14 protein-coding genes are annotated in these 12,306 nt (G+C 35.9%); 9 read left to right on the top strand and 5 right to left on the bottom strand.

From position 1 onward, the window contains the following. Positions 1-26: 26 nt before the first annotated feature. Entirely contained in the window at positions 27-1,304 is a 1,278-nt protein-coding gene (locus tag ZA07_RS10890) for an NAD(P)/FAD-dependent oxidoreductase (RefSeq protein WP_053971713.1), read from the bottom strand. A gap of 126 nt (positions 1,305-1,430) precedes the next feature. Between ZA07_RS10890 and ZA07_RS10885 the strand changes: the two genes are divergently transcribed. Together ZA07_RS10885 and ZA07_RS10880 are read left to right on the top strand one after the other, a co-directional pair. After that, positions 1,431-1,925 carry an RNA polymerase sigma factor gene (locus ZA07_RS10885; RefSeq protein ID WP_053971712.1) on the top strand — a complete coding sequence of 165 codons (495 nt, stop codon included), beginning with the start codon at positions 1,431-1,433 and terminating at the stop codon, positions 1,923-1,925. Positions 1,926-1,929: 4 nt separating this feature from the next. Continuing rightward, on the top strand, positions 1,930-2,571 hold the full coding sequence (locus tag ZA07_RS10880; RefSeq protein ID WP_053971711.1) for a hypothetical protein: 642 nt from the start codon (positions 1,930-1,932) through the stop codon (positions 2,569-2,571). On the opposite strand, the gene ZA07_RS10875 is transcribed toward ZA07_RS10880, so the two are convergent. Both ZA07_RS10875 and ZA07_RS10870 read right to left on the bottom strand, forming a co-directional pair. Next, complete coding sequence (locus ZA07_RS10875; protein WP_053971710.1) at positions 2,568-3,380, bottom strand: 1-acyl-sn-glycerol-3-phosphate acyltransferase; 813 nt, start codon at positions 3,378-3,380, stop codon at positions 2,568-2,570. The two genes, ZA07_RS10880 and ZA07_RS10875, sit on opposite strands and share 4 nt — an antisense overlap. 49 nt (positions 3,381-3,429) lie before the next feature. Continuing rightward, entirely contained in the window at positions 3,430-3,945 is a 516-nt protein-coding gene (locus ZA07_RS10870) for a CoA pyrophosphatase (protein ID WP_336245953.1), read from the bottom strand. 170 nt (positions 3,946-4,115) lie between these two features. Here ZA07_RS10870 and ZA07_RS10865 point away from each other — a divergent pair, with 170 nt between their 5' ends. Continuing rightward, positions 4,116-4,820: a peptidylprolyl isomerase gene (locus ZA07_RS10865; RefSeq protein ID WP_053971708.1), complete on the top strand. Its 705-nt coding sequence runs from the start codon at positions 4,116-4,118 to the stop codon at positions 4,818-4,820. Here ZA07_RS10865 and ZA07_RS10860 read toward each other — a convergent pair. Further along, entirely contained in the window at positions 4,810-5,451 is a 642-nt protein-coding gene (locus ZA07_RS10860) for a trimeric intracellular cation channel family protein (RefSeq protein WP_053971707.1), read from the bottom strand. The genes ZA07_RS10865 and ZA07_RS10860 overlap by 11 nt on opposite strands. 3 nt (positions 5,452-5,454) lie before the next feature. Continuing rightward, positions 5,455-6,171: an RDD family protein gene (locus tag ZA07_RS10855; protein WP_053971706.1), complete on the bottom strand. Its 717-nt coding sequence runs from the start codon at positions 6,169-6,171 to the stop codon at positions 5,455-5,457. 33 nt (positions 6,172-6,204) lie between these two features. On the opposite strand from ZA07_RS10855, the gene ZA07_RS10850 reads away from it, so the two are divergent. From ZA07_RS10850 to ZA07_RS10825, 6 genes are read left to right on the top strand one after another with little or no spacing between them, the layout of a single operon-like run. Then, positions 6,205-7,191: a stage II sporulation protein M gene (locus tag ZA07_RS10850; protein WP_053971705.1), complete on the top strand. Its 987-nt coding sequence runs from the start codon at positions 6,205-6,207 to the stop codon at positions 7,189-7,191. Continuing rightward, a complete protein-coding gene (locus tag ZA07_RS10845; protein ID WP_053971704.1) occupies positions 7,169-8,038 on the top strand; it encodes a hypothetical protein in 870 nt (289 codons plus the stop codon). The genes ZA07_RS10850 and ZA07_RS10845 overlap by 23 nt, the downstream gene beginning before the upstream one ends. Then, on the top strand, positions 8,039-8,770 hold the full coding sequence (locus ZA07_RS10840) for a DUF4129 domain-containing protein (RefSeq protein WP_053971703.1): 732 nt from the start codon (positions 8,039-8,041) through the stop codon (positions 8,768-8,770). It begins immediately after the preceding gene. After that, complete coding sequence (locus tag ZA07_RS10835; RefSeq protein WP_053971702.1) at positions 8,767-9,996, top strand: DUF4350 domain-containing protein; 1,230 nt, start codon at positions 8,767-8,769, stop codon at positions 9,994-9,996. Before ZA07_RS10840 ends, ZA07_RS10835 begins: the two co-directional genes overlap by 4 nt. Further along, positions 9,978-10,961: a MoxR family ATPase gene (locus tag ZA07_RS10830; RefSeq protein ID WP_053971701.1), complete on the top strand. Its 984-nt coding sequence runs from the start codon at positions 9,978-9,980 to the stop codon at positions 10,959-10,961. The genes ZA07_RS10835 and ZA07_RS10830 overlap by 19 nt, the downstream gene beginning before the upstream one ends. A gap of 11 nt (positions 10,962-10,972) precedes the next feature. Beyond that, entirely contained in the window at positions 10,973-12,304 is a 1,332-nt protein-coding gene (locus tag ZA07_RS10825; protein ID WP_053971700.1) for a DUF58 domain-containing protein, read from the top strand. Positions 12,305-12,306: the final 2 nt, after the last annotated feature.

Here is a 12,306-nt window from a genome sequence, read left to right as displayed (position 1 = left end):
ATACATAGTTTACTTATTTTAAATTATCAGTTTAACTTTTTAAATGGTCTGATAATTAAGCGTGATGCCTTATCAAAATTGATGTAATTGTACACCCAATTAAAGAAAGTAATGACTCTATTTCTAAATCCAACCAAGGCCATTAAGTGAACAAACATCCAAATAAACCAAGCAAAAAATCCGCCAAATTTATAAGGCTTTAAATCAACTACAGCCTTATTTCTTCCTATGGTGGCCATGGAACCTTTATCGATATATTTAAATTTCTTCATCGATTTTCCTGCCATCAATTTAAGCAAGTTTTTACCTAACAAACTCCCTTGTTGAATAGCTGGTTGAGCCACCTGAGGATGCCCTTTTGGATAGTCTTTACTTTCCATGCTGGCAATGTCACCAAGAGCAAAAATATTGTCATATCCCAACACTTGGTTATACTCATTTACCTTGAGTCGGTTGTTACGTTCTGTATAACATTCGTCACGTAATCCTTCAACTGTTCTGCATGTAACTCCAGCAGCCCAAATTAAGGTTTCCGATTCCAGTTTGAGGTCAGTATTGGTGGTTACCTTTACCCCATCATAATTTTTTACAAATGTGTTACAGTGGACTTGAACTCCCAATCGTTTTAAAAACTTCTCTGCCTTTTTGGATGCATTTTGACTCATAGGCGGTAATACACGATCGCTACCCTCCAACAAGTGAATCTCCATCAAGTCTGAGTTTAAATCCCTATAATCCCGTGGGAGAATTTGATTTTTCAACTCTGCTATAGCACCAGCCAACTCCACGCCTGTTGGCCCACCACCAACGATAACAAAGCTAAGTAGAGCCTTAACCTCTTCCAGATCATCCTCTATGGCAGCCTTTTCAAAATTTTGAAGAATCAAACTCCTGATATTTAGAGCTTGAGGCACCGTTTTCATTGGCATTCCAAATTTTTGAATGGTCTCATTTCCAAAATAATTGGTTTTTGTACCTAAAGCCAGAACCAAATAGTCATAAGTAATATCTCCTATAGATGTTTCAATTCTATTTTCCTCTGAAACCACACGATGTACCTCTGCCAGTCTGAAGAAACTATTTTTATAGCGCTTAATAAATTTCCGTAGAGGGTATGCAATGGCATCGGCCTCTAATCCAGCGGAAGAAACCTGATATAGTAAAGGCTGGAATGTATGGTAATTACGCTTATCAATTAAAATGACTTGAACGGGTTTGTTAGCCAATTTCTTTACAATGTTGATTCCGGCGAAACCGCCACCAACAACAACCACCCTTGGGAAGTTGGTTTCAGGTATTTTCATGGTGCTAAATTTGTATAACAAATGTATTGCAAAACCCTAATAAAGCCTATTTTTATAAAGATTTTATAAGTTTTGTAACATTATAACGTTTTCGTATACCTATAGGAAAACTAAACAACCATTTGATTGAGTAAAGAGTTAGAACATAGCTTTGTAAAACTACTTGAGGAGAATCAAAATATTGTGCATAAGGTGTGCAGACTGTACACCAATAACCAACAAGCACACAATGATCTCTTTCAAGAAATTACCATTCAACTTTGGAAAGCCTATCCTAAATTTAGAGGGGACTCCAAATTCAGTACGTGGATGTACCGAGTGGGATTGAACACAGCAATTACTCTTTATCGCAAATCAAAAAGACGTGTCAACACCCAGGAATTTGATATGGTCCAGTTTAAAATCAAATCAGAACCTTATGATGACACCGAAGAGCAACAACTCAAATTGATGTATCAAGCGGTACATCAATTGAACGACATTGAAAAAGCCTTAGTTTTCTTGTATTTAGAAGACAAGGATTATAGAGAAATTAGTGAGACTCTTGGTATAAGCGAGGTTAATGCCCGTGTGAAGATGAACCGAATTAAAACCAAGCTAAAAACCATTTTAAATCCGTAGTGCTATGGATGAGTTAGAATTATTGAAAAAAGATTGGCAAAAACAGGATAATAGCTATCCTAAATTGTCCTATGACGATATTTACAAGATGATTTTAAAGAAATCATCCTCCATTGTGAAATGGATATTTATCATCAGCATCATTGAATTTGTTTTTTGGTCTTTTATCAGCGTTGCCTTTAGGGATACAGAAAGCATGAAGCATTTTAGAGAACTTCACGGAGAGAACATCCTTGTCCCTATAGCCATAATTGGTTTTGGGATTTTGATTTACTTTTTTATAGCGTTCTTTAAAAATTACAAAAGAATTTCTGTGACTGATAGTGCTAAAGCACTGATGGAAAACATCCTAAAAACAAGAAGAACTGTCAAACAATACGTGGCTTTCAATATTATTTACCTAATTGTATGCTTCATCGCGGCTCTTTTTATTGAGTTTGACAAGAACCAAGAATTAAACGACCACTTAAGTCAGGCCTCTGCAAATGGTGAGATATTTAAGTTTTACGCTATTTTCTTTGCTACGGTTTTCATAGCTCTAGTACTACTTATTGGCGTATTTCTATTATTCTATTGGCTGGTTTATGGAATTCTACTAAAAGGCCTAAATAGAAATTATAAAGAATTAAAAAAACTGGAAATCTAATATTCAGTTGGGTGCCACCTACGCTTGTTGTTAAGCGCCATATGTGCCTCAACCTCATCTTTTGGTATCACCTTTAGAAAGGATGGATGTTGCTCAATGGCATATTCAATCTTTTCAACAATCTGTTCGATGGTTTCATTCTTATAATCGATATCCAAAGGCTCCTTTATCTCCATAGACTGCAGGATATTCTTCTTTTTCACACGTATGCCCTTTTTATCAAAAGACCGTCTAAAACCATCAATAACAATAGGCACCACAATGGGTTCATAATGTTTGATAATATGGGCGGTTCCCTTTCTAATGGGTTTAAATGGCGTGGTAGTTCCCTGCGGAAATGTAATGACCCAACCATCTTGAAGTGCTTTTTTGATGTTGGTAATATCGCTCATTTTCACTTGTCTGTTAACCTCTTTACCATCGGCTCTCCAGGTTCTTTCAATAGGAATAGCTCCTGCATAAGACAAAACCTTAGGCAAAAATCCAGACCTCATGGTTTCCTTAGCCGCTACATAATAGATATTCAACTTTGGGTTCCAGAGATATCCTATATTCTTGATAGAATCATCCCTATTACTCAAGCTCGCATTAAATACATGAAACATAGCCACCACATCGGCAAAGTATGTTTGATGGTTTGAAATAAATAACACATTGGTTTCAGGGAGGTTTCTGATAATTTCCGATCCTTCAATCTGTAATTCATTAAACCCTCTAAACCTCCTGTGGGTTATTGCTCCCATGCTTCTAATGAGCCACTTTTTCAAAAAAAGGATATGTCCGAAAGGATTCTTTTTTATCAACCCCATGTTTGTTTCATGCTTAATTAAGGGTACAAAGGTAATAAAAGTAAGAAATTTACAGGGCTTGCTTTAACAAGTCTTTAATCTCACTGAGCATCATAGCAGTAGCTCCCCAAACAATTTTACCGTTTAATTTGAAGGCGGGAACACTAATGGCTTTTTGATAACTCGTGTTTACAATTTCGGTTACCACATTGGAATCGCTTATCATATCCTGAAAAGTAATTTCCAATAATTCTTCAACTTCGGTTTCCTGTTTGATAAAACGTGGCGTTTCTTTAGAAATCCCAATAAAAGGATAGACATAATAATTACTGGGCGGAATATAAACTTGCGTCATTTCTCTCAAAACTTCAATTTGATGCTCTGGCACACCAACCTCCTCTGCGGTTTCCCTTAAAGCTGTAGCCATCAAGGAATCATCGTGCTCCTCCTCTTTCCCTCCGGGAAATGCCACTTGAGCCGAATGAACACCTCTGTATGTTTTTCTCAAAATCAAAATGAGTTTGGTGGTATTGGTCACATCTGGATAAAACAGGGCCATAACACCTGCCTTCCTTGCGAATTTCATCTTTTTTTGCTCCCTTTTTATAAGTTCCTGTCGGAATGGTGGAGACATTTTAAATTGAGATGATTCGGCTGGAAGAGGTATATTTTTTAATTTTGGCACAATATTTATAAACCTATCGAAATTCATTGACCTCTCTTTGAATTTTGCAGCTTACAAGAAGAAATCCTTATATGAAATATTTTTCCGTCATTTTTCTTTCCCTACTTCTCTTAAACTGTAACAACAATACCAAAATTAAAAAGGGAACCCCTATTAATCAAACAAAAACCGAAAAAAAAGAAGTCGTTAAAAAAGATACTGTCGAAGAAAAAGAGCCAGAATTTCCATTTCTCACAGATAAAACAGCGATGGAGTTTTTTTTGGAATATGAAAAACACAACAAAGAAAATAAGGTAAGAATAAAGACAGATTTTGGAGATATCGATATCGAGCTTTTTAATGAAACCAAATTCCATAGAGCTAATTTCATTTACCTAACCAAAAGGAAGTATTTTGACAACACCCAATTTTATCGAGTCATCAACAACTTTATTGTTCAAGGAGGTAGTACCGATGACCCAGATATCATGAACAAACGAGCTGGAATAGGAAAATATCTTTTGCCACCAGACACCAAACGTGGTTTTAAACACGATCGTGGCGTCATTAGTATGCCTAGTAGTGAAATTGAAAATGCTTATAAGTTAGCATCTCCCTATGAGTTCTTTATTGTTCAACAGGAAGGAGGCGCACATCATTTGGATGGCTCCTATACCATTTTTGGAAAGGTCCTAAATGGTATGGATGTCGTTGATGAAATTGCCAAACAGAAAACAGATGATTCTGATTGGCCCGTTCACAACATTTATATCAAAAGTGTCAGAATTATCGATTAGATCTTTTATAAATATCTGGTAAACTGATTTTAAAAATTACCGCCACCAAACGAATCGTTATAACCACTAGGCCTGAAATCACAAAAACCCAATTACGCTCTATCGGCAATTGACTTAATAAAAAATAGGTGGTTCCACCAACGATACAAGCCGTTGCATAAATTTCCTTCCTGAATATTACTGGGATGTCGTTGCACAAAATGTCTCTTATCACACCTCCAAAACAGGCAGACATGGTTCCTATGGCAACACAAATCAAGGGATCTAAATTTGCCGAAAGGCCCTTCTCTACTCCAATTACCGTATACAGACCAATACCTATGGTATCAAATAAAAAAAGCGATCGTCTCAACCGATCCAATTTGTGTCTAAAAATAATAGCAAAAACAGAAGCACCTAAAATAAGGTGAACATAGATCAAGTGGGTCATCCAGGTAACAGGTGTATACCCCATTAAAACATCACGTAATGTCCCACCCCCAACCGAAGTCACAAAAGCAATGATGATGATGCCAAAAAAATCCATTCGCTTGTTTAGGGCTACCAATACGCCTGAAATAGCAAAAGCTATGGTACCAAAAATCTCAATCAGATAAATGAAATTCTCCTCTGTGAAAACACCTTCAACCATCAATTACATTTGCTGTGTAAAGTAATTATAATCCTTGATAATTCGCTTGATAAAATCCATGGGTAACTCCTCCGGCTGCACCTGCATAACGTCTTTGGTTTTATTAAATAGCGACAATATCACATTGTGTTGCCCCTTAGATACGGCCGTTTCATATAAACTTTTAATAGTCTGCATCTCTTGATCAGAAAATACAGTCACCTGACTGTATTTAGGTTGATAATCATCGGGCAATTGAACCATAATTGTATCCCTTAAGCGAACTCTCTGCTTTTCACTAATCACAGTCGTTCCCGCAGCTATATCTCCTACACGTTGCCCATTCCCTTTAAGTAAAATGGTTAAAACAGCCAGACCACCACTTGTTAAGGTAACATCTACAATACGCAACAACCACCTTATTAAGAAATTGGAAAAAGCAGGCTTCGAACCATCTAACTTTACCACTCTGGTTTTGGCAGCATATTTACCAATGGTTCTACCATCCCAAAAAGTTTCCAACAATACATAATACATAAAAGCAGGTAAACTAACTAAAAGATAAATTGACCATGAGTCCATCATGTCCAATTCCAAAGTAATCAATAACATGTATACCGAAAATATGTATAGAAAAATCACCAAAGAATCAATCAAGTAACCCAACATTCTATCTCCTAAGTGAGCGACGTTTTGGTTTATACCTATATTTTGCGCGGTTTCAATTTGAAATTCTTCCATATTTTCTTTTCTTTGAAAGCAAAAGCCCTATAAATGCGTGAAGCTGCTTTTGTGAAGCAAAATAAGGATAAATGGTCCACTTTTGAAAACCTTCTTTCAAATAAAATCTCCATGAATCCCGATGATCTCTCTGACCTTTATATCGAAATAACAGATCATTTGAGCTATGCCAAAACCTTCTACCCCAAAAGCAATACCGAATTTTATCTCAATCAACTGGCTTCCAGCGCTCATCAAAAAATTTACAAGACCAAAAAAGAATCTAAAAACAGGATCATCACCTTTTTCACCAAAGAATTCCCCATGGAATTCTACCAACATCAAAGAAAGTTACTCATTGCTTTTTTAGTTTTTGCCCTATTCGTTATCATAGGAGCCTTTTCTGCAGCTAGTGAAGGGGACTTTGTTCGTTCTTTTTTGGGTGATGGATATGTCAACATGACCCTAGAAAATATTGAAAAAGGAGACCCCATGGCTGTGTATAAACAACAAGGGGAGTTCAATATGTTTTTAGGCATCACACTTAATAACATTAAGGTAGCTCTTATGGCCTTTGTTTATGGCCTTTTGGTTGGTATTGGCTCTTTGTATATCATGCTACAAAACGGATTGATGTTAGGTAGTTTTCAATACTTTTTTTATGAAAAAGGACTGCTTTGGGAATCAGCTAGAACCATTTGGATTCATGGAACCATCGAAATATCTGTCATCATTGTGGCTGGATGTGCTGGACTGACTTTAGGAGCTGGCATGCTTTTTCCAGAAACCTACACCAGACTAGAAGCTTTTAAAAGAGGTATCAAAAGTGGTTTGAAAATTTTAATGAGTACCATTCCTTTTTTTATCGTCGCTGGATTTTTGGAAGGTTTTGTCACAAGACATACAGAAATGCCCGATTGGTTAGCCATTTTTATAATTGCCCTTTCATTAGGTCTCATTCTATTTTATTACGTCTATTATCCAATTTATCTCAATAAAAAATCTACTAGTAACCAACATGAAAACATTCTTTCAATTTAAAAAGCAACGTGAACTCGGTGAAATCATAAGTGATAGCTTTGGTTTTATAAGACATGAATACAAGCCCTTTTTCAGTACCATTCTAAAAATTTGTGCTCCCTTTATTTTAATCTATTTGGGTTGCATGGTTTTTTATCTATATGCAGCTGTAGACATGTTTGACTTCAACAGCTCTTCAAGAAATGGTTTGTTTAGTGGTGGCATCATGCTCCTATCTGTCGGATTATTTGTAGTATCTGCCATTCTAGCCTATGTTTTTGCAAGTGCCTCTGCACTGCATTACATCAAAAATTACATTCATAATAATGGTGTTATCAATGAAAGTGAAATTAAACAAGCGGTTTACCAACAAATCACGGGCTTTTTGGGCTTAGGTGTTTTGAAATGGATTACACTAATAATAGGTGCTATGCTTTGCTTTCTACCCGTTCTGTATTTAATGGTCCCCATGTTTATAGTGTTTTCCATTTATGTCTTTGAAGATAAAGATGTGTCCGATTCCTATAGTTACAGTTTTACTCTAATCAAAGATGAGTTCTGGATGACTTTCTTTACCCTAATCATCATGTACATTATTATTACGATTGCAGGTTATGCATTCAGTCTCCCTGCTTCGTTATATAGCATGATAAAAATGGGCACTTTCTCTAGTGAATTTGACCCATCGGACATGAGTAGCTTTTTTGACCCAATTATGATTCTCCTCAATATAATAGCGTACTTTTTTCAGTACGTGTTAAACCTTGTTTTGGTAATAAGTGCTGTTTTGGTGTACTTCAACCTTAATGAGAAAAAACATCTAACAGGTACCTTTGAGCAAATCGAATCTATCGGATCTGATTCTTAAATGAAATTATTAATCGGCATCATATTCCTATTTACTACTTGGCATGGATTTGCTCAAGTAGATTCGTTGGTGGTTGCTGCCGATCACACGCCTCTTCAGGTTCAAGAAATTTCAGAATCAGAATTGGAGCCCTACCTCGAGGACTCTGATTTTGATTATACGGAAACACCAACCGAAATTCCCTTTTGGGATGATCTCATGATTTGGTTAAGAAATCTCCTTTTAAAAATCTTGGAAGCCATTTTTGGGGTAGAAAAAGCGAGCGGTATTTTTAGCATGATTTTAAAGGCACTACCATATCTTCTGTTAGTAGTTTTGGTCTATTTGCTAATTAAACTCTTCTTGAAATTCAATACCAAAACACTTGTTACCGGGAAGAAACCTGAGGGCAGTATTTCTTTGACTCTCGAGGAAGAATTGATAAAAAAGGCAGACCTTGAAAACCTGATACTAGACGCATTAAAAGAAAAACAATTTAGACTCGCACTGAGGTATCAATATTTGTTGACCTTAAAACGCTTAACAGAAAAGGAATTGATTAACTGGCAACCAGATAAAACAAATACAGATTATATTTGGGAACTTAACAATTCTGACCTAAAAACCTCGTTTACCAACCTTACCCGAATTTACGATTATGTGTGGTATGGGTCGTTTCTTATTAATGAAGAAAAATACTTCAAATACCAAACCGTATTTCAAGATTTCAACCAAACCATCCAAGCGGCATGAATAAAAAGGGGAGAATATATTTAGGTTTGGCCATCTTGATTATTGTTCTGATGGTTTTAGCCGAATACACCAAGCCAGAAAAGGTGAATTGGTTTCCATCTTATGCCAAACAACACAAAATTCCATTTGGAACTTATGTTTTTCATGATTTATTGGAGTCTCATTTTGGAAATGAACAACTTATTGATATCAATCAATCTCCCTATGAGTTTTTGACCTATAACGATTCAATTTCGGGAACTTATGTTTTGCTGAACAACAATGTTGGATTAGGTGAAGACGAATTGGAAACGTTGCTTAATTGGGTAGACAAAGGTAACACCCTATTATTTGCCTCAGAGGAAATACCAAAAAGGCTTCAGGATACATTGCAATTAAAAACGTCTTTATTGAGCAATTTTGACAATATGGACAATGCGTTTTCATTAGGGCTAAAAAATCCACAACTTTCCTCCGATCTATTTCCATTAGATCGTATGGATTATATCAACTACCTCAAAAAAGTAGATTCATCAAATGTAAAAGGGGTGGCAGTTATTGGTGCTATAAACGAAAATACACAGCAATTAAAGGAAGAGCATATTACAACCGCATATCAATCCTTTGGCGAAGGACATATTATATTATGTACAACACCTCAAGTCTTTACCAATTATTTCATCTTAAAGGACACCAATAAAGACTTTACGGCAGGATTGATGTCTTACTTTCCTCCTGAAGAACCCATTTTATTTGATAATCACTACAAAACGGGAAAGACATTTTACATCTCTCCCTTGTATGTATTTTTAAACAATAAAGAATTGAAATGGGCTTATTACCTCATGCTTTTAGGCGTTTTGCTGTATGTTATATTTGAAGGGAAACGCAAGCAAAGACCGATACCGGTTATTCCTCCATTAAAAAACCAAACCTTGGATTTTACCAGAACCATTTCAAACATGTATTTGGAACAAGGAAAACACAAGGAAATGGCACATCATAAAATTCAATATTTTTTAAATTTTATTAGAACCCATTACTACTTAGATACACAAACAATGGACAATCAATTTTTATCTCAACTATCGGCTAGAAGTAACAATTCCCTGGACGATACCAAGGCTCTATTTGAATGGATTGCATCGTTAAATAAAGCCTTAAATGTGAGTGTAAAAGAATTGGAGTTATTGGAAACCAAAATAGACACCTTTAAATCAAAAAATACATGGAAAGCGACAACTTAGAATTTAATAACCGCGTCCCGCTAGAAGAATTAAAAATGGCCGTTGAGTCCATTAAAAGTGAGTTGGGAAAAGTGATTGTAGGCCAAGAAGAATTTATTGACCTTTTGATAGCCGCTTTATTGGCTGATGGCCATGTTTTAATAGAAGGTGTTCCTGGCATTGCCAAAACGGTAACTGCCAAATTATTTGCCAAGGTATTGAAAACCGATTTTAGCCGTATTCAATTCACTCCAGATTTAATGCCAAGTGATGTATTGGGAACTTCGATTCTCAACATGAAAACATCAGATTTTGAATTTAAATCCGGTCCTATTTTCTCTAATGTCATTCTTATTGATGAAATCAATCGAGCACCTGCAAAAACACAGGCTGCCTTGTTTGAATCCATGGAGGAAAGACAAGCAACCATAGATGGACACACTTATAAATTTGAAGATCCCTTTATGGTTCTGGCTACCCAAAACCCTATTGAACAAGAAGGCACCTATGCATTGCCAGAAGCGCAATTAGACCGATTTATTTTTAAGGTGAAGGTGGATTATCCTCAACTGGAAGATGAAATAAAAATTATTGAAACCCATCACCAAAGAAAAGGTGAAAAACCACATACTTTAATAGAATCAATCATTGACACCAAACAATTGGCAGATTTTAAAGAAAAAACCCAACAAATCCTTGTTGAAGAAAAAATCATTAGATATATAGCAGAATTGGTGACTAAAACTAGAAACCATTCCCATTTATATTTGGGTGGATCCCCTAGAGCCTCCATTGCCATTTTAAATGCCGCTAAGGCCTTTGCCGCCATGTCTGGAAGAGATTTTGTAACTCCAGAAGATGTTAAAAGAGCGGTCAAACCAGTCTTGAATCATCGCATTATTCTAACTCCGGAGAGAGAAATGGAAGGCCTAAGTACCGAACGCGTTTTAGATATGATAATCCAATCTATTGAAGTACCACGATAAAATTTGAGTTCTTGAAATTTTTAAAATCACTTTACATTCATCCAAACTTTTTCAAGGTTCTAGCCCTTGGGTCAGCCTGTTTCCTCCTATCATTTTGGATTCATTGGTTATATCCTCTGGCTTGGGTATTGGTTTTAATCATTTCTCTAGTTGCCTGTATTGATCTGATCTTGCTTTACCGATTTAAAAATGCATTTGAAGCAAAAAGGTGGCTCCCAAAAAAATTTTCCAACAGTGATGACAATCTAGTCCATATCAGTTTACATAACCGATATCCCATCAAAACTTGGCTTCAAGTAATTGATGAACTTCCTGCTCAATTTCAAAAGCGTGATTTTGAGTATCGGACAGCTCTAAAACCAAATGAAACAAAGGATTTCTCTTATACTGTAAGACCTGTAGATCGTGGAGAATACATCTTTGGAAACCTCAATGTTTTTGTTTCCACCGGACTCAAAATAATCAAGCGAAAATTTACATTTCAAGAACATGATACCGTAGCAGTTTATCCTTCGTTTGTACAAATGCAGAAATATGATTTTCTAGCTATCAGCAATCATTTAACCGAATTTGGCTTTAAAAAAATAAGACGTATTGGGCATACCCAAGAATTTGAACAGATTAAGGAATATGTGCCAGGAAATGATTTCAGAACCATTAACTGGAAGGCTACAGCAAAAACAGGCCAACTGATGGTCAATCAATATCAAGATGAAAGGTCCCAACCTATTTATTCCATCATTGATACAGGACGTGTCATGAAAATGCCTTTTGAAGGATTAAAACTATTGGATTATGCCATTAATGCTTCCCTCGCTTTTAGTAATGTTGCTTTAAAGAAACACGATAAAGTAGGCTTGCTTACTTTTTCCAAAAACATAGAAGCTTTTTTACCTGCTCAAGATAAACTGACCCATTTAAATAAAATCATGGATCAGTTATACCATATCGATACTCAGTTTCAGGATTCTGATTTTGGAAGACTTTATGCCCAAGTAAAAAGACAAATAAGTCATAGGAGCATGCTCATGCTTTATACTAATTTTGAACATATTAGTGCTCTTAAAAGACAATTGCCGTCCCTTCAAGCAATAGCAAAAAAGCATTTACTCGTCGTTATCATTTTTGAAAATACGGAACTAGAAGAATTAATTTCTATACCAACCCAAGACTTAAACAGTATTTACCATAAGACTATCGCCGAAAAATTCAGCCTTGAAAAGTATACGATGGTAAGGGAATTGCAAAAACACGGGATACAAACCATACTTACCAAACCAGAAAACCTGACTGTCAATGCTATTAATAAATACCTAGAAGTAAAAGCCAAAGGCTTAATCTAAAA

This window comes from Mangrovimonas sp. ST2L15 (genome assembly GCF_001280515.1).
Classification (GTDB): domain Bacteria; phylum Bacteroidota; class Bacteroidia; order Flavobacteriales; family Flavobacteriaceae; genus Mangrovimonas; species Mangrovimonas futianensis.
This window is presented reverse-complemented; position numbering and strand designations above follow the sequence as displayed.